The 16,874-nt window shown below is 60.5% G+C and carries 18 protein-coding genes; 10 read left to right on the top strand and 8 right to left on the bottom strand.

Annotated features, from left to right (window positions below; translation table 11 throughout):
• Window positions 1-2 precede the first annotated feature (2 nt).
• Complete coding sequence (locus tag VUN82_14405; GenBank protein XAS70309.1) at window positions 3-1,463, bottom strand: SpaH/EbpB family LPXTG-anchored major pilin; 1,461 nt, start codon at window positions 1,461-1,463, stop codon at window positions 3-5.
• A gap of 296 nt (window positions 1,464-1,759) precedes the next feature.
• Between VUN82_14405 and VUN82_14400 the strand changes: the two genes are divergently transcribed.
• Entirely contained in the window at window positions 1,760-2,209 is a 450-nt protein-coding gene (locus VUN82_14400) for a hypothetical protein (protein XAS70308.1), read from the top strand.
• Between the two features lie 328 nt (window positions 2,210-2,537).
• Window positions 2,538-2,906: a hypothetical protein gene (locus VUN82_14395; GenBank protein XAS70307.1), complete on the top strand. Its 369-nt coding sequence runs from the start codon at window positions 2,538-2,540 to the stop codon at window positions 2,904-2,906.
• Between the two features lie 79 nt (window positions 2,907-2,985).
• Here the strand turns inward: VUN82_14395 and VUN82_14390 are convergent, their stop codons facing one another.
• From VUN82_14390 to VUN82_14380, 3 genes are all read right to left on the bottom strand, one after another.
• Window positions 2,986-4,488, bottom strand: a complete 1,503-nt coding sequence (locus tag VUN82_14390; protein ID XAS70306.1) for a sugar ABC transporter ATP-binding protein — start codon at window positions 4,486-4,488, stop codon at window positions 2,986-2,988.
• Between the two features lie 288 nt (window positions 4,489-4,776).
• Window positions 4,777-5,529: an SDR family oxidoreductase gene (locus tag VUN82_14385; protein XAS70305.1), complete on the bottom strand. Its 753-nt coding sequence runs from the start codon at window positions 5,527-5,529 to the stop codon at window positions 4,777-4,779.
• A 125-nt stretch (window positions 5,530-5,654) separates the two neighbouring features.
• Window positions 5,655-6,380 carry a beta-ketoacyl-ACP reductase gene (locus VUN82_14380; protein XAS70304.1) on the bottom strand — a complete coding sequence of 242 codons (726 nt, stop codon included), beginning with the start codon at window positions 6,378-6,380 and terminating at the stop codon, window positions 5,655-5,657.
• Window positions 6,381-6,532: 152 nt separating this feature from the next.
• On the opposite strand from VUN82_14380, the gene VUN82_14375 reads away from it, so the two are divergent.
• The 4 genes from VUN82_14375 to VUN82_14360 are packed head-to-tail and all read left to right on the top strand — an operon-like array spanning window position 6,533 to window position 8,647.
• Window positions 6,533-7,033, top strand: a complete 501-nt coding sequence (locus VUN82_14375) for a DUF3099 domain-containing protein (protein XAS70303.1) — start codon at window positions 6,533-6,535, stop codon at window positions 7,031-7,033.
• Entirely contained in the window at window positions 7,030-7,305 is a 276-nt protein-coding gene (locus VUN82_14370) for a hypothetical protein (GenBank protein ID XAS70302.1), read from the top strand. The genes VUN82_14375 and VUN82_14370 overlap by 4 nt, the downstream gene beginning before the upstream one ends.
• Window positions 7,306-8,178, top strand: a complete 873-nt coding sequence (locus VUN82_14365; protein ID XAS70301.1) for an SURF1 family protein — start codon at window positions 7,306-7,308, stop codon at window positions 8,176-8,178. It begins immediately after the preceding gene.
• A complete protein-coding gene (locus tag VUN82_14360; protein XAS70300.1) occupies window positions 8,162-8,647 on the top strand; it encodes a YbaK/EbsC family protein in 486 nt (161 codons plus the stop codon). The genes VUN82_14365 and VUN82_14360 overlap by 17 nt, the downstream gene beginning before the upstream one ends.
• A 227-nt stretch (window positions 8,648-8,874) precedes the next feature.
• Here VUN82_14360 and VUN82_14355 read toward each other — a convergent pair whose 3' ends face one another.
• On the bottom strand, window positions 8,875-10,473 hold the full coding sequence (locus tag VUN82_14355; protein XAS70299.1) for an ABC-F family ATP-binding cassette domain-containing protein: 1,599 nt from the start codon (window positions 10,471-10,473) through the stop codon (window positions 8,875-8,877).
• A 277-nt stretch (window positions 10,474-10,750) separates the two neighbouring features.
• On the opposite strand from VUN82_14355, the gene VUN82_14350 reads away from it, so the two are divergent.
• The 3 genes from VUN82_14350 to VUN82_14340 are packed head-to-tail and all read left to right on the top strand — an operon-like array spanning window position 10,751 to window position 12,814.
• Window positions 10,751-11,365, top strand: coding sequence for a biotin transporter BioY (locus VUN82_14350; protein ID XAS70298.1), 615 nt, complete (start codon window positions 10,751-10,753; stop codon window positions 11,363-11,365).
• Window positions 11,366-11,399: 34 nt separating this feature from the next.
• Window positions 11,400-12,188, top strand: coding sequence for an ABC transporter ATP-binding protein (locus VUN82_14345; protein XAS70297.1), 789 nt, complete (start codon window positions 11,400-11,402; stop codon window positions 12,186-12,188).
• Window positions 12,185-12,814: an energy-coupling factor transporter transmembrane protein EcfT gene (locus tag VUN82_14340; GenBank protein XAS70296.1), complete on the top strand. Its 630-nt coding sequence runs from the start codon at window positions 12,185-12,187 to the stop codon at window positions 12,812-12,814. The genes VUN82_14345 and VUN82_14340 overlap by 4 nt, the downstream gene beginning before the upstream one ends.
• Before the next feature lie 48 nt (window positions 12,815-12,862).
• On the opposite strand, the gene VUN82_14335 is transcribed toward VUN82_14340, so the two are convergent.
• Both VUN82_14335 and VUN82_14330 read right to left on the bottom strand, forming a co-directional pair.
• Entirely contained in the window at window positions 12,863-14,053 is a 1,191-nt protein-coding gene (locus VUN82_14335; GenBank protein ID XAS70295.1) for a thiolase family protein, read from the bottom strand.
• A 28-nt stretch (window positions 14,054-14,081) separates the two neighbouring features.
• A complete protein-coding gene (locus VUN82_14330) occupies window positions 14,082-15,473 on the bottom strand; it encodes an AMP-binding protein (protein ID XAS70294.1) in 1,392 nt (463 codons plus the stop codon).
• Window positions 15,474-15,534: 61 nt separating this feature from the next.
• On the opposite strand from VUN82_14330, the gene VUN82_14325 reads away from it, so the two are divergent.
• Complete coding sequence (locus VUN82_14325; protein XAS70293.1) at window positions 15,535-16,434, top strand: neutral zinc metallopeptidase; 900 nt, start codon at window positions 15,535-15,537, stop codon at window positions 16,432-16,434.
• A gap of 107 nt (window positions 16,435-16,541) precedes the next feature.
• On the opposite strand, the gene VUN82_14320 is transcribed toward VUN82_14325, so the two are convergent.
• Entirely contained in the window at window positions 16,542-16,874 is a 333-nt protein-coding gene (locus VUN82_14320) for a metal-sulfur cluster assembly factor (GenBank protein ID XAS70292.1), read from the bottom strand.

Below are 16,874 nucleotides of genomic sequence, written 5' to 3'. Positions count from 1 at the left end.
GCTTAGCTGTTCCTACCCGCCCTGCGGTTGCGGACGAACAACAGGCCGGCACCAATGACCAGCAGAGCACCGGCTGCGTAAAGAATGCCGGTTCCCACGCCGCCAGTCAGCGGCAGTTCAAAGCCGTTGTTGGACGGGATGTTCTTCACGCTCAGGTCAATACCGACGGCTGTGGTGGTGGAGTTGATCAGGAAGGACACAGGCTCGGCGAGCAGTTCGTACCCTGTCGGCGCTGTGGTCTCCACCAGGTAGTAGGTGCGGTAGTCCGCGTCCCCAGGGGCAACGGCCGCACCGTTGGCCCAATCCGAGTAGCGCAGGCCTGAAATGGTCAACGTTCCATCGCCGGCAACGGTGAAGACGCTTTGGCCTTCAATATCCACAGGGTTGGTGCCTGCCTTGGCATCAGCCTCATTGGTGTAGACCGAGAAAGAAGCGCCGGCCAGGGCGGCAGCATTCTCGTCCACCTTCTGCAACGTCATCCCGCCCCATTTGGTAGCGACAGGCGGCGTTACGATTGGCCCTCCCGGCTGGCCGGGGGTGATGTTGAAGCTCGCAGCGTTCGGGTAGACGAGTGCTTCGTTTTCGATCTCCCCGATGGTGTTGACCTTGGTGCTCACCATGACCTGAACACGGGTTTGGGTGCGGGCTGCCAGCAAGGCACGCCCGTCATCGGTGAAGACCACCGAGACGGTGTTGGTTGTGGCGTCGAAGCCCACAACGTAATCCGTACCTTCGATAAGTGGCGTACCATCCTCCAACTGGGCGGTGGCACCGACGTAGGTCAGTTTGGTGTCGAGCTGATCCACCACCTTGTAACCGTCAATCACGGCCTCGTTCGGGATATCAGCTGTGATCGTCCAATCGACCTGGTCGCCGAGCTTGACGTCGGGAGCATCAGTGACGATCTTCTCCGCACCCGAAACAGAGTTCTTCGGGTATACGTCGACGTCATAGATCCAGTTGTCCTGGTTGTCCGGATCGGTTAGTGGCACCGAGATAAGGAACGGGGCCGATGGGGTGACACCGGCCGGATAGTTGGTCTCCGTCACCAGATACAGGCCGATCGGCAAGTTAGCGAAGACGGTAGTGCCATCAGCAGCAGTGACCTGGGCCTGGCCAGCACCCAACGTGTATCCAGCGCCTGTGATGGAACCGGGGGGGTCAGACGACGCGAAGACGCCGCTGAGGTTGTGTGCCGCGTCCCAGCCCGCATTGGTGGACAGATCAATGGTGTTGACCTGCTGGATCGTGAACTCAATCCCAGCCAGGGGCGTCAGCGCGGTGGTGTCCGGAACGACGCGGGAAAGGTTGTTGCCGCTGCCACCGTTCCCGCTGCCATTACTGCCGCCGCCACCGTGTCCGCCGCCACCGTGTCCGCCGCCACCGTTGTTCCCGCCGCCTTCAGGGATCGGCTTCTCGAATTTGTGAACAGTGATGGAACCGGTTTGGTCACTGTCAATCACGGGTGCTGCCGAAGCTGGGGCAACGGAAAGTGACACAGTCAGCACCGCCCCGACCAAGGTGGCACTGGCCGCTCGCCAGTGCCGTGATGCGCGTTGATTTATCACACTTGTCCCTTCGATTGATGGTGCCCCGGGCAATTGCCCAGGGACCTCCACCATTCGAGTAGCGGGACCACAGGGTTCATGTTGCGCATTTCACAGGGTTTTCAGCGAAACGATTGGCGCTTTCAGGACACTCATCAGATGTGACCCTTGCCGGTGAGCGAACATCGGCTTGCCCATCCGAAGGAGATGCGTTGCCGGAGCATGAAACTCTTTTCAGATCTGTTGTTTCAGCTGATCCTGACGGTGTGCTGAGGAAGCACTTCATCGCTTGGTGTGGGCGGTTCAAGATCTTCCCAACAGACTTCGGCTTCGCCACCGAAACCGGCCACGTGGTGTACCCGGCCCACGGAGTTGTCGAGGCAGATGGAACTGTGTGGTTGTCTACCCTGGCGTCTTTTGATCAATCCGGGATCCGTGGGCACGTGGAAAACCACCCGGGTTTCCGGGACATGCTCGCCCATGCGTCCAAAACGCCTGACAGGGCTCCTGACGGGATAGCCCTATTGATTCGGCATACTCCGTATCAAGTGATCTTCCAAAATACGACGGAAGCTGGAGGAGACCACATTATTAACGTCGCTTTCATTAATCGAAAGGCGCTGCACAGAAGCGCCTCGGAAGCCCGGGGTCCCATTTCGTGACGCCAACTTTGGAATAATTTATGCGATTGTCACTAACTGGTTCGCTTCTTGAGACAGTGCGTTCCGGTGGCTTCTTAATGTGTATTGTTGGAAATTCCAAGACGGAGTCGTGATGCATTAGGCGGCCCGGGATTAAGACCAGCAGGGGCAGAAAGTGAATCGTTCGCGGCACGCACGAAGATGGTGGCAACGCCGGGAAAAGCATGTTCCTGCTGAAGTGCATGCCCATGAGGATGAATCACTTCGTAATGCACCGGTGTACCAGGAGCCCGGGGCAGTCTACTTCACACATATCGGTGATGATAAAAAAGAAAAGGAAGAACAAAATATGAGCACGCTTGACGAATCCATAAAGCAGTTGCTGTCCATCGAGGGCGCAACAGGCGCGGCCGTCGTGGACTACTCCAGCGGAATGGCTTTGGCCCAGGGCGGAAGTCCTGGCTTTGACCTGGGAGTGGCCGCTGCCGGTAACTCGAATGTTGTCAGTGCAAAACTCCGCACCATGGCCGACCTGCACGTGGATAGCGATATCGAAGACATCCTCATCACCCTGGGTTCGCAGTACCACCTGATCAACGTTCTTAACTCAGGCGGTTCCAAGGGCCTGTTTGTCTACTTGGTGCTTGACCGCACCTACGCAAACCTTGCATTGGCGCGCCACAAGCTCAGCAATCTTGCCAAGGGAATTACCATCTGATCTTCCCCGTAAGAGCGAAAGGGGCGGCCGCACATTCGCGGTCGCCCCTTTCGGTTTCACGTCAGGAAGGCAACTGCAGTCAACTCTTCACGCGACGGGCTTCCCCACTGCCGGACGTGAACTTCTCGCCCAGCATATGGTGTACCAGGGCGTCTTCGTTGGTATTGGCATTAGCCTCTATGGCTACCATTTCGCCGTTGCGCATCACACCAATCCGATGGCACCAGCTGACCAGTTCCGACAAATCCGACGACAACAGGATGATCGCGACCCCGGTTCGGCTGAGCTCCTGGAGCATCCTGTACACCGTCTCTTTGGCCCCAACATCTATACCGCGGCTGGGGTGGCTAAGGATCAACACATCGCAGTCGCTCGTCATCCACTTGGCAAGCTGCACCTTCTGGCGATCGCCACCCGAAAGAGTGGTGATGGCGCCATGGATGTTTGTCGTGTTGATGCGCATACGGCGAACCAGTTCGATCACGCCACGAAGCTGTGTGATTTCATCCTGTAAATTGGACCCGGCCGTATCGTCACTGCGCTGAAGGCCTTCAACGATTCCACTTGCCGATTCCAGGGTGTCTGCGGTGTCTGACAAGTAACCGATCTTCAAACGCAGTGCATCCTGCAGCCCTCGGATCTGTACAGGTTTTCCTTGCATGAAAATCTGGCCCGAGGTACTCGGGTGAATACCCACAAGCGCTTCAAGCAATTGATATATGCCTGAGCGATGTGTTCCCGCCAACCCGAAAATCTCACCTTTGGATACGCTGAAGGAAATATCGCGGATACTGTCTTCCACAGTGAGCTCAACCACCCGCATAGCTTCATCTCCGGGTGCCGGATCATTGGGTCTGGAGGTGTTGGCCAGCTTGTGCTGAAGCAAGAGGAAAGCGAGCTCGTCGACGTCTGTCCGGCTGGCTTCCAGGATTTTGTGGACCTTGCCGTCCCGCATGACGGCGATGCGGTGGGCTATGGAGCGGACTTCATCAAGGCGATGGGTGATGTAGATGATCGCACGCCCCTGCCCGACGAGCATCCGCAAAACTTGATGCAGGACGGCGACGTCATGATCCGGTAGCGACGCAGCAACTTCGTCCATGATGACGAGTTGGGCTTCTTCGGCCACCATTCTCAGAACTTCCACGAGTGTCTGCTCGGCACGGATCAGCGTGCCCACTTTCACGTCCGGATCCAAGGTGATCCCGATGTCCTTGATGAGTTTAACTGCCTGAATCCGGAGTTCATCATGGGATTTGTCAGCTTGAAAAGTTCCGCGAAAAATGGCCTTGGCGACGGACAGTTCAGGGTCGAGGCGGAAGTTTTGCGGGATGAGGCCGACGCCGCAAGCCTGGGCTTCCTCCATGGAATCCGGTCCGTATTTCTCGCCAGCCAGCATGATATGCCCGTCATCGTGCTTATGGGATCCTGCCAATACGCCCATGAGAGTGGTTTTGCCCGCACCATTGGTCCCGATTAGTCCCAGGATCTCGCCGCGGTGGAGGGAAAGCTCAACGCCCTTGAGGATGCGCCTTTGATCGTAGGACGCATGAATATCATCAGCGTGCAGTAACAGGTCCAAAGATGCTCCTAGTTCACAGTAGTGGGCTCGACCCTGGACACTGCCATAAAGTTCCTACCTTGGCTTAATACAGTTTGCTTGCATTTAGGGACGACGACGCCTTGCAGATTCAATCAGATAGATTCCCCAAATGCAAAAGCGGGAACTTGAAACAACTTTTAGTATTTCGTGTTGCAGGAAACTGAACAATTTATCAAATTGTCATGGTCCACTTTGATTGGCATCTGGACGGTTAAACAGTTGTGGCCCGGACGCGTGTCCGGGCCACAACTAATTCTGCCAGGGTGCCTACTCGGCGGATTTGCCGAAGTAGTCTGCTCCACCCACGTATTCGGTGTGGCCGGTTTCGACGTCGGCCGTCACCATCTTGGCGACCTCTGCCGCAAATTCTTCAACGGAATACAACTTGCCTGCTTCTGCGCGGCGGGCCTCGATGGCGCCCGGGTTGGAGCGGTCAAGCAGGGTGGCCGTCACAGTGCCCTCGATCATGTCACCGGAAACAACCACCAGCGAGATGCCTTTGTCGGCAAGGTCGGGCAGGAGTGCGCGCAGTGCGTCCTCACCGGCGCGCTTGCTCTTTGCTACCGGCTCGTATTCAGGCATGGTGGGAACGGTCTCCACGAAATGCGCCTGGTGGCTGGTGACGAAGACGACGCGCGAGCCTTCGCGCATGAGCGGCACAGCCGCATTGAGCATGTTGATCTGGGCGTCGCGGTTTAGCTTGAGCGCGTAGCCCTCCTCCATGCCGGACTCCATGCCACCGGATGCGTTCAGCACCAGCACGTCAAGCGAGCCGAACTGCTCCATTGCGGTGCTGGCAAGAGTGTGAACGCCTTCGTCGGTGGTGAGGTCTGCACCCACGGCCGCAGCGCGGCCGCCCGCTGCCTGGATTTCAGCGACGACCTTGTTGGCGCGCGGTGCCTTCTGACGGTAGTTGACGACCACAGCGGCGCCCTCACCCGCGAGGATCTTGGCGACTTCAGCACCGATGCCACGCGAAGATCCCGTGACGATCGCGGTCTTGTTATCCAGCATTCCCATTCGTGCTCCTTTTGTTCACTTCATCTAAAAATGTGTGGTCCCGGGTTCCATCATGCCAGCGACCGACTCGACCCCCGTTGTCGGCTGGCGACAAAAACCTGCTGTTTGCCTCGGAGTGGGCCGCTTTAGTGGCCCATCCCGAGACCGCCGTCAACGGGAATCACTGCCCCTGAAATGTAGGCAGCCTCGTCGCTGGCCACCCAACGCACAACATTGGCTACCTCGGAAGCCTCGGCGAAACGGCCTGCCGGCACGTTTGCCAGATACGACTTCTGGGTTTCCTCGGGAAGTTCTGCCGTCATGTCCGTGTTGATGAATCCCGGAGCAACCACGTTGGCCGTGATCCCCCGACTGCCCAGTTCGCGGGTCAGCGAGCGTGCGATGCCCACCATGCCCGCCTTCGAGGCGGAGTAGTTGATCTGGCCCGGAGCGCCATACAGCCCGGAGACCGATGAGATGAGGACCACGCGGCCTTTGCGGAGACGGATCATGCCCTTGGAAGCACGCTTAATGACGCGGAACGCACCGGTGAGGTTGGTGTCCAGCACGGAGGTGAAGTCGTCCTCACTCATGCGCAGGAGCAGCGTGTCCTTGGTGATGCCGGCGTTGGCAACCAAAACCTCCACCGGGCCGTGCGCTTCTTCTACTGTCTTAAAGGCGGCATCGATCGAGGCTTCGTCAGTGACATCGGCTTTGACTCCCAGGATGCCTTCAGGCAGTTCTGTTTCGCTTCGATAGGTCACTGCCACCTTGTCACCGTTCGCGAGGAAGGACTCGGCAATGGCCAGGCCGATGCCCCTGTTGCCGCCGGTGATGAGGACGCTCCGGCCGGTGGATACTGCTTCAGACATACTTTCGCTCCAGGTTCTGCGGCATGGGTGTGCTGCGGTGAAGAGGGGATTTCCTGCCTCGATCTTATCGGGCACGTGCTCCAACCGCCCGGTAACCGGCCTGTCCGCGGTTTGGGCGGCCACCGCCTTGGTGAGAGAATTGAGAGAAGCCTTTGGAGCGTGATGATTCAGTTGTGACACGAGAAAACAGTCCCCTGCAGCAGGTGCCCGGGGATCCGGACGCCGTCTCTGGCGACCCCGAAGTCCACAGCATCACCGATGCCGCGGCTGCCCACTCGGAAGACATGCGGGAGCGCATGATCAAGTACGCAGTGGCGATGGGTATTCGCATGGTCTGCATCATCCTGATCTTCGTGGTGGACGGCTGGTTGAAAATAATCGCCGTGGCCGGCGCCGTGTTCCTTCCCTGGATAGCCGTGGTCATTGCCAATGGCAGCGACAAAGCCGAGGATCACAGCGATTCCTTGCTGGACTACGTGGGAACAGCGGAAATCGAGGGCTCTTCGCTGCCCATCGAAGAGGAATCGACGGACAACGTCACCGTGCTAAAAGGCGAGGTGGTGGACGATGATCCACCAAGTCAGGAAACAGAGCCTGACGCGACTCATACACCGAAGGCCGGGGACGCCGGCAACGAACGGGCGGCTTCATGAACATCTTTAACCTTGGCGGCGCCGGTTTGGGCAGCCAGGAGTCCGATCGCGCCAGTGGCTCCGCCCTGTGCTCCCGTAAGGGATGCCGGGAGGGGGCGGCGTGGCAACTCCTGTGGAATAACCCCCGGATCCATACCCCCGAACGGCGGAAGGTTTGGCTTTCGTGCAACGAGCATCGCGAGTGGCTTGAGGACTACCTCCAAACGCGGGGCCTCTGGAAAGAGACCGTCCCTTTCGAGGCAGATGACGCTGCTGTTGGCGAGGCCCGCTGAATGTATCGTTTCCTTTTCTCCAGCAAGTGGCTGGGCTATTTCGTTCTGGCGGTTATCTTCGCCACAGCATGCGTGTTCCTCGGCCGCTGGCAAATGGATCGGCGGGCAGAGACGCTGGCTGAGATCAACCGCGTGGTGAACAACTACTCCGCGACGCCTGTCCCCTTCGCTGGGATCAAGGACCAGTTCCGCACCCTGGACCCCGAGCGGGAGTGGACCCAGGTGGAACTGCGGGGTAGTTACGACCTGAATGGCCAGCGCGTTGTACGGAACCGTCCGTTGAACGGGCAGCCAGGTTACGACGTCGTGGTTCCTTTCCGCCTCAGCACCGGCGAAGCGGTGGTTATCGACCGCGGCTGGTTGCCGATTGGCAACAACACGCCGGGCCGTCCCGACGTCGTTCCGGCACCTCCCGCGGGCGAAGTGACCGTGGTTGCCCGCCTCAAGCCAACGGAACCGAAGCTGGACCGCGGTGCGGTGGATGGACAACTGCCATCCATTGACCTGGCCAGCTTTGCAAGCGAACTCCCCTACCCCATCGCGACGGGCGCCTATGGGCAGCTGGCCAGCGAAGATCCCGCAGTCCAACCCATGCCCACGCCGTTCCCCAAACCAGCCACGGAAGAGGGCACGCACCTCTCGTACTCCCTGCAGTGGTTTGCCTTCGGCGTCCTGATGTTCATTGGTTTCGGCTACGCAGCCAGGCAGCAGGCGCGTAACGCTGCCATCGACGCTGAAGAGGACGAAGACGACGCCGAGGAAGTTATTGCTGCCAACGGGCCACCCAAGCGCCGCGTGCCGGTAAACCGAAAGAACAAGCGCCCCACGTCAGAAGAAGAGGAAGACGCAATCCTGGATGCCCAAGGTTACTGAAGCGATCCCGGACCCCGTGCTCAACGTCAAGTCGGCCCTTACGGCGGCAGGCGCTGAGGACACGGTCCGGATCTTCGAGGACAAGGTGCCCACCGCTGCTGCCGCGGCCTCCGTCCTTGGATGTGACGCTGCGGCCATTACGAACAGCCTGATCTTCGAACTCGACGGCAAACCTTTGCTGATACTCGCCAGCGGAGCCGCAAAGGTAGATACGACATTGTTAGCCAAACTCCTGGGAACCGAAAAGATCCGCCGCGCGAAGCCAGATTTCGTACTAAAACACACCGGCCAGGAGGTGGGCGGAGTCGCGCCTATCGGTCACCCACAACGCATAAGAACCATCCTGGACACCTCGCTGCAAGAACACCCACTACTGTGGGCCGGCGCCGGAGACCACAATTCAATGTTCTCCATCACCTACGACCAGCTGCAAAGGATAACGAACGCTGAGCCGTTGCAGGTCCGCTAGCCCCCGCGAAGGCGACTGACTCACGAGTGGAGCAGCGCGGTGGATTTGTGTAGCGTGCGTCCAAGCGAGGAACGAGCGAGCACGCGGCAAATCCGGCGGGGTGCGCAGCGGAACCCAGCACGTTGCGCAGCGGCACATCGAGCGCGCCGCGAAGCGGAACGCAACCACAACGCGCTGTGCGCCGCGCAGCGGAACGAAGCACGGGCCGCAGCGGACGGCGAGGCGGACTAAGCCAGCGTAATCAGATCCAGGTAGTCCTCGTTCCAGTGATCTTCAACACCGTCCGGCAGCAGCACCACGCGTTCCGGATTCAGGGCTGAGACGGCGCCTTCATCGTGACTGACCATGACGACGGCGCCGCTGTAGTTCTTCAGCGCACCGAGGATTTCCGCGCGGCTGGCTGGGTCCAGGTTGTTGGTGGGCTCGTCGAGGAGCAGCACGTTGGCGCTGGAGGCAACGATGGTCGCGAGGGCCAGCCGGGTCTTCTCACCGCCGGACAGAACTCCCGCCGGCTTTTCGACGTCGTCACCTGAGAACAGGAACGAACCCAGAATGCCGCGGACCTCGGCGTCCTTCATGTCAGGTGCGGAGGAACGCATGTTTTCAAGGACCGTGCGATCGTGATCCAGGGTTTCGTGTTCCTGGGCGTAGTAGCCCACTTTCAATCCGTGTCCCGGGATGATGTCGCCGGTGTCCGGCTTGTCCACGCCTGCAAGCATTCTCAGGAGGGTAGTCTTGCCGGCACCATTGAGGCCAAGGATGACCACCTTGGAACCGCGATCGATCGCCAGGTCCACGTCAGTGAAAATCTCCAGTGAGCCGTAGGACTTGCTGAGCCCTTCGGCGGTCAGTGGGGTCTTGCCGCACGGGGACGGATCCGGGAAGCGCAGGGCGGCGACGCGATCGTTTTCGCGGACGGCTTCCAAGCCGCCGAGGAGACGTTCAGCACGCTTTGCCATGTTCTGCGCTGCGACAGCTTTTGTTGCCTTGGCACGCATTTTGTTGGCTTGGTCGATGAGGACCTGGGCTTTCTTTTCAGCATTGGCGCGTTCGCGCTTGCGGGCTCGTTCATCCGTTTCGCGCTGCTGGAGATAGCGCTTCCAGCCCATGTTGTAGTAGTCGATCTGGGCCCTGTTGGCGTCAAGATGGTACACCTTGTTGACAGTGGCTTCCAGCAATTCGACGTCGTGGCTGATCACGATCAGTCCGCCCTGGTGGTCTTTCAGGAAGTCGCGCAGCCACGTGATGGAGTCGGCGTCGAGGTGGTTGGTGGGTTCGTCGAGGAGCAGGGTTTCTGCCGAGGAATACAGAATGCGGGCGAGCTCAACACGACGGCGCTGGCCACCGGAGAGGGTCTTCAGCGGCTGGTTGAGGATGCGTTCAGGGAGCGCAAGGTTGGAGGAGATCGCGGCTGCCTCCGCTTCGGCGGCGTATCCTCCGCCGGCCAGGAACTCAGTTTCCAAGCGGTCGTAGCGGTTCATGGCTTTGCGCTGGATGGCGTCATCCTCGCTGGCCATCTCGTCCTGTGCCTTCTTCAGCTTCCCCACCACCACGTCCAAGCCACGGGCAGAAAGGATGCGATCACGGGCGAGCTGTTCCATGTCCGGGGTGCGGGGATCCTGGGGCAGATAGCCGATCTCACCGCTACGGGTTACTTTGCCGCCTGCCGGCAGGCCTTCGCCTGCGAGGACGCGGGTCAAAGTGGTCTTGCCCGCGCCGTTGCGGCCGACAAGGCCGATCTTGTCGCCTTTGTCCACCCTGAAGTTGACCTTGTCCATGAGCAGGCGTGCGCCGGCGCGGAGTTCGAGTTCCTGGACGGTAATCAATTTGGGTGATGCCTTTCAATGGGGAACGCCTGCGTGACCGGTGGCCCGGTAGTTGCGGCGGGGACGGCCGTGAGAACAGCCTGTTCAAGTCTACCGGCAGCCTGCCCTCCCCCGGACATAACGTCGCCCGAAGGGCAGATTGTGCCATTTCACACAGGATTAATGTCCACAGTTGTGGAGAGGCTCCAAAAAAGCCCCTTCCCAAGCTCCGTATCCTCACTGTTGGGGGAAACAAACTTCAACCTCGCACCCACAGCATTTCCTGATAGGACCCGTCATGAGCCAAACCACCTCCGCCTCTGTGGAGCGCAACTCTTCGCGCAAGCGATGGACCGCCACAGACCTCGGCCTCATTGCCGTCTTCGCAGCCCTTGTGGCCGCGTCCGCGATCGTTCCCGGCATTCCGGTTGGCGCCCTTGGTGTGCCCATCACCTTGGTGACCCTCACTGTGATGTTGAGCGGTCTGGTGCTTGGCGCCGGGCGGGGATTCGCCGCCGTCGGGCTTTATGTCCTCCTTGGCCTGGCTGGCCTGCCGATCTTCAGCGGGGGCCGCAGCGGACTGGGCATCCTGGCTACTCCATCCGCGGGCTACATCATTGCTTTCCCCCTTGCCGCGGCTGCCACGGGCTATCTGGCGGCGTTGATTATCCGCAAGACGGTACGGAGCCGTTCCCTGCTGCTGTTTGCTGCCGCCATGGTCAGCAGCATCTTCCTCATCCACGGCCTGGGCGTCCTGGGCATGATGGTCAACGGCAAATTGGACTTCACCAAAGCCTTCATTGCCGATCTGGCCTTCTACCCCGGGGACATCATCAAGAATGTCCTCGCCGTGATCATTGCGGTGGCTATTCACAAGGCCTTCCCGGATGTCCTGGTCCGCAGGGTCAAATAGCCTGCGTCACGCAAAAGTCGGAAACAATATCTCTATGAACTCCATCAACTTCAACAGGGTCTCGGTTCGTGTAGCCATTGACGGCAGCAGAACGTCCAAGACCCTGCTGGAGGATGTTTCCTTAAGCCTCACCGAGCGGCGTATCGGCGTCATCGGTGCCAACGGCTCCGGAAAGTCCACGTTATTGCGGCTGTTGAACGGGCTGGTGGAGCCCAGCGACGGAACTGTCGACGTCTACGGCGATGACACAGTTAAAGCCGTGCGCCGGGTTCGTGCAAACGTCGGATTCGTCTTCACTGATCCCTTGTCGCAATTGGTGATGCCTACCGGCCGTGAAGACGTTGAGCTCTCCCTCCGCCGCTCCATCAAGAACACCCGCGAACGAGCCGCGCACGCGGAAGCAGTGCTTGACAGGTTTGGCCTGCTGCCCCTGGCTGACCAGAGCATCTATGAGCTCTCGGGTGGTGAGCGTCAGTTGCTCGCCTTGGCTGCAGTCCTCGCCGTCAATCCCAAGGTGTTGGTCCTCGACGAGCCATCCACCCTCCTTGACCTGCGTAATCGCGAGCTGTTGCGGCGCACCTTGGCGGGCCTGGAGCAGCAAGTCGTCATGTCCACCCACGACCTCGACCTTGCGTTGGAGATGGATCGTGTCCTCGTGGTGGAGTCGGGGCGGATAGTCTTCGACGGCGGTGCGGCTGAAGGTGTTGCACGGTACCGGGAGCTATGCGCAACTGCGCTCGACGAAGTTCCGGGCTTTGGTGAGGTTCCGGGCTTTGGTGAGGTTCCGAGCCATGGCGAACGCCCCGGACGAGGCCAATTATGAGGGGCCACGGCTTCCTGATAGCAAACTATGTGCCGGGCAACTCGCCCATCCACCGAACCCCGTTGTGGCTGAAATTCCTGGTGGTTGCAGGGTGCGGAACCGCGTCCTTCCTGATTGTCGACTGGGCAGTTTCGCTGCTGGTCTTCGCCATCATGTGCGGCTTGTTCCTGCTGAGCGGGGCCGGTTTGCGCCGTCTGATGCGTGCCATATGGATGGTGACGCCCATCCTCGTGGTGATCGGATTGTTCCAATGGTGGCAATTAGGTGCCCCCACGGCTGCACGCATCGTCCTGAACGTCCTGGTGTGCGTCGTCGCAGCCTCGGTTCTGACCGCCACCACACCCGTCCAGGACCTGTTGGACGGCGTTGTCTCCCTCGCCAAACCGTTCCAGCGCTTTGGTGCCGATCCCGAGCGCTTCGCGCTCACCATTGCCGTGATGCTCAGGAGTATCCCCTTCATTGCTGGAGCCTTTTCGGACGTAAGGGATGCCGCCCGCGCCCGCGGACTTGAACGCAATCCCAGGGCATTGGTACTCCCCGTCTTTATCACGACGGTCGCTTATGCACGCCAAACCGGCGACGCCTTGGCCGCCCGCGGACTCGGGGAACCTGACGAACCCAAGTAGCTGGCATTCGTGGTTGTTTTCAGGCGTCATAACAACCACTAATGCTGGTCAGTTGGGCTGGAGCCGGGCGTAGCGCATGAGGGCTGCGGTGCCCATGCCCCCCGCGATACTGATCATGGCTAAGCCCAGCGGCGCCAGCCCGGAATTTTCAGAGAGGCCGCGAGCCTGGGTAAGCAAGCGCGTCACCAGAACAGCCCCCGAAGCGCCGTAACCGTGCCCAAAAGCCAAGGCCCCGCCCTCGGCATTGGCTTTTCCAGGATCGATACCCAAATGATCAAGGCAAGCGATGGTCTGGGACGCAAAGGCTTCATTGAATTCGATGAGGTCTACGTCGGTTGCAGCCACGCCATGTTGAGCCAACAACTGCTCGGCGGCGTGTGCGGCCCCGATGCCCAGCAACTCCGGATCCACACCTGTGGTCTCACAACCCAAAACCAGCAAGCCGTCCACCGCGCCCATCTCCCGGGCGCGCTTCAGCGAAGTTATGACGACGGCGGCAGCTGCGTCGGCATCAAAACACGAGTTCGCTGCCGTGACAGTTCCGTCGGGGACGAAAACTGCCGGGAACCGCGACATCAGTGAGGCGCGCAACGAAGGCTTGGGGCCGTCGTCGGCCTCGACGATGGTTCCCTCGTTTTCAAGTGCCACGATTTCGCCTGCCAGCTTCCCCGTTGCAGCGGCCTCAAGAGCGCGCCGATGGCTGCGGAGTGCGTACTCATCCTGCCTCTCACGGCTGATATCAAACTCGCGGGCAACATTTTCCGCAGCGACACCCATGTCAGGATCACCAAACAGGGGTGGCACAAAGGCGGCCCGAGAGAAAAAGTCCAGTCCGCCGTCGTCGGTCCTGTTGGCCCGCGCTGGAGCCGTACTGATGCTTTCCACCCCTCCGGCAACATAGAGCGGGTCGCCGCCGGCGCCAACCAGGCGCGCCGCAAGCGCAATGGCATCCAAGCCGGAACCACACTGCCGGTCCACGGTGAGCCCCGGGACCGTGACAGGCAAACCGGCCTGGAGAGCGGCGAAGCGCGCCACGTTTCCGCCACCACCAACAGCATTGCCCATGATGACATCGTTCACCTCGGCTGGATCAACGCCAGCCCGCTCGATGAGGGAACGGATGACCGGTGCCAGGAGATCCGGGGCGCGGAGCTGCCTCAGCTGCCCGTTTGCCCGGCAGATCGGAGTCCGCAGCGCCGCGATGATGACCGGCTGGCGGGACTCGTCGACCTGCTGCATGGAAGGGCCGCTTCCCAAGGGGCCGCCGCTACCCAAGGGGACGCGCCCGGGCATCATGGTTTTTGATCCAGTCGAGCAGCACCATCCGGCTGACCTTACCGCGATCCGTAATCGGTAACTCGGACAGGACGTAGTACTGCAGAGGCCACTTGTCCCGCGCGAGCAGGCCATCAAGGCCAGTGCGGAGCTGCGTCGCCGTGACGGCACCATAAGCGGGAACGACGCCGGCAATCACCTTTTGGCCGCGGATGTCATCCGGAGCGCCGGCTGCTACCGCAACTTCGATGCCTGGAACGGAAGCGAGGGCGAGTTCCACCTCGTGTGGGTACACGTTCTTCCCCGCCGTGATGATCATGTCCGAACGACGTCCCAGAATGTGCAGGATCCCGTCGGCGAGATAGCCCTGGTCCCCCACTGTGTACCAGCCGTCCAAGCAGCGGAGGGCTTGGCCGTCGTCGCCCCACAGGTAGCCGTTGCTCACCATCCCACTGCGGACGCTGATGTTGCCGTGCTCCCCATCCGGCAGAATCTGGCCGGCGTCGTCCAGGATTCGCAATTCCACACCAGGAAAAGGCCGGCCAATCCCAGTACCCCCGACGTCGAGCGGTTCCCCGGCAGCCAGCCGCGTGCCGGAGACGAAGCTCAATTCGGAGGCTCCGTAGTACTCAAAGATGGCAGCATGTGGGGCCCAGCGCCGCGCCGCTTCCAACGTACGGCCATCCAGCTTGGAACCCGCGCAGATGATGCTGCGGATGCCGGAAGCATCCACGTCTCCAGCCAAGCCACGTTCGCTGAGCAAACGCAGCATGGTCGGGGTGAGCACGAGTCTTGTGATGTTGTCGTGGCTTATCGCTGCATGCGCGTCACCGACGTCGAACGATTCCAGCGAGTGAAACGCGGAGCCCGCGTACAGGCATTCGGACAGGGCGTAGAGGTTCAAGCTGGAGGAGAGGGGACCTGCCGCCAGGGTCCGATCGTCCTGCGAGAGCCCAAAGAACTCGATCGAAGCGTCGAACGAGACCTGCCACGACCGGCGGGACCGTGTGAACGCCTTGGGCACTGAAGTCGTGCCGGAGGTAAGCCCAATCAGGAAGGTTGTGGACGGATCCCCGTCCACAAGGTCCACGCCGGTTGAGATGGTGGAGTCGACGATGCGCGACGTCACTTCCTCCACCATTGCTGCAGGCCACTGTGGGTCCAGCACAGCACAGCGGCGCTCCCCCGCCACCGCCGCCGTAAACTTCGCGACGAAGTCAGTGGAGTTGGGTTCGGCAAGCACAGTAGTGGCCGTCGCGTGGCCAAGCAGGCTTGCCGCGGCGTCGCGGAGCTCGGCCCAGTTGAGCCGGCTGCGGCCCACAACGACGGCGGTGTCGTGGGGACGCTCATCGGCCCAGAGCTCAATTTTGTCCAGAAAAGGCATCCCCGCAATTTTACGGCAGTGTTCGCCCTCCGGCACCAATGGTGACGTCTATTCTGACTGTATGAGTTTCAATGACGGTGCGCAGCTAGACCCATCCCAAGTAGAAGACCGACGCGGCGGAGGCATGGGCCGCGGGACGAAAATAGGTGGCGGGATTGGTGGTGGCATCGTCGTGCTGCTTCTGGCCCTCTTCGGAATCAACCCCAACATCCTTGGCGACCTTACTGGTGGCGGAACCCAGCCACCCGCCGTCGAAGGTGGAAGCGGCGGTGTACAGGAGTGCAAGACGGGCGCTGATGCGGACAAACGACTCGACTGCCGGATCACAGGCACTGTCAACAGCCTTAATGCTTTTTGGCCCGAATACCTCGCCCAGTACAACGTTCAGTATTCCCGGCCCGGAACAGTCATCTTCGAGCAAGGGACGAATACCGGATGTGGTGCTGCTACCACGGCTGTCGGTCCGTTCTACTGCCCGGCGGATACCAAGGCATACTTCGACCCCGGGTTCTTCGATGAGCTCGTGACCCGTTTTGGCTCATCAGGCGGGCCACTGGCGCAGGAGTATGTGGTGGCCCATGAATTCGGCCATCACATCCAAAGCATCCTGGGCAACCTTGACCGGGCACAACAGGATCCCCAAGGGCCGGAGTCCGGTGCAGTCCGGGTTGAATTGCAGGCGGACTGTTACGCAGGACTCTGGGTTCGCCATGCGACCACGCAGAAAGACCCGGCAACGGGCAAGCCGTTCCTTGACCCCCTCACCGAGCAGGACCTGCAGGACGCGCTGTCCGCTGCGTCCGCCGTCGGCGATGACCGAATCCAGAAGGCAGCAACAGGTCGGGTCTCGCCGGAGTCCTGGACCCATGGCTCAAGCGCGCAGCGGCAGAAGTGGTTCTACCAGGGATACGCCACGGGCGACATCAACAAATGCGACACGTTTGGTGTTGCGGCGCCATAGCTGCGGTGGCGACGGTTTATTTCCTGAGCCAACGGCTAAATGCAGAAATGGTTCCGGACCACAGGTCCGGAACCATTTCTTTGCCCTTGGAGGGCGAAAACTGCCAATCAGATGTTAAAGCCGAGGGCCCGCATCTGGTCCTTGCCGTCGTCGGTGATCCGCTCGGGACCCCATGGCGGCATCCATACCCAGTTCAGGCGCCACTCGTCCACGACTCCGTCGAGGGACTTGCCTACCTGCTCTTCCAGCACGTCCGTGAGCGGGCAAGCCGCCGTCGTCAGTGTCATGTCGATCAGGAGTGCGCCGTCCTCATCTGAGTACTTCAGGCCATAGAGGAGGCCCAAGTCCACGACGTTGACACCGAGCTCCGGGTCAATGACGTCCTTGAGCGCTTCCTCAACGTCCTCGAGGCTGGTGCGCGCCGCGTTGATTTCGGTCAT

The organism is Micrococcaceae bacterium Sec5.1, assembly GCA_039636795.1.
In the GTDB taxonomy this organism is placed as follows: Bacteria; Actinomycetota; Actinomycetes; order Actinomycetales; family Micrococcaceae; genus Arthrobacter.
Note: the sequence above shows the minus strand (reverse complement) of the source record. Positions and strands in the feature narration are given on the sequence as shown.

Bases quoted from the DNA above. Each gene is read 5' to 3' on its own strand.
- VUN82_14395 (XAS70307.1), top strand. From the start codon at position 2,538: ATGAGCACGCTTGACGAATCCATAAAGCAGTTGCTGTCCATCGAGGGC.
- VUN82_14385 (XAS70305.1), bottom strand. From the start codon at position 5,529: ATGGGAATGCTGGATAACAAGACCGCGATCGTCACGGGATCTTCGCGT.
- VUN82_14380 (XAS70304.1), bottom strand. From the start codon at position 6,380: ATGTCTGAAGCAGTATCCACCGGCCGGAGCGTCCTCATCACCGGCGGC.
- VUN82_14370 (XAS70302.1), top strand. From the start codon at position 7,030: ATGAACATCTTTAACCTTGGCGGCGCCGGTTTGGGCAGCCAGGAGTCC.
- VUN82_14365 (XAS70301.1), top strand. From the start codon at position 7,306: ATGTATCGTTTCCTTTTCTCCAGCAAGTGGCTGGGCTATTTCGTTCTG.
- VUN82_14360 (XAS70300.1), top strand. From the start codon at position 8,162: ATGCCCAAGGTTACTGAAGCGATCCCGGACCCCGTGCTCAACGTCAAG.
- VUN82_14350 (XAS70298.1), top strand. From the start codon at position 10,751: ATGAGCCAAACCACCTCCGCCTCTGTGGAGCGCAACTCTTCGCGCAAG.
- VUN82_14345 (XAS70297.1), top strand. From the start codon at position 11,400: ATGAACTCCATCAACTTCAACAGGGTCTCGGTTCGTGTAGCCATTGAC.
- VUN82_14340 (XAS70296.1), top strand. From the start codon at position 12,185: ATGAGGGGCCACGGCTTCCTGATAGCAAACTATGTGCCGGGCAACTCG.
- VUN82_14335 (XAS70295.1), bottom strand. From the start codon at position 14,053: ATGCAGCAGGTCGACGAGTCCCGCCAGCCGGTCATCATCGCGGCGCTG.
- VUN82_14330 (XAS70294.1), bottom strand. From the start codon at position 15,473: ATGCCTTTTCTGGACAAAATTGAGCTCTGGGCCGATGAGCGTCCCCAC.
- VUN82_14325 (XAS70293.1), top strand. From the start codon at position 15,535: ATGAGTTTCAATGACGGTGCGCAGCTAGACCCATCCCAAGTAGAAGAC.
- VUN82_14320 (XAS70292.1), bottom strand. From the start codon at position 16,874: ATGACCGAAATCAACGCGGCGCGCACCAGCCTCGAGGACGTTGAGGAA.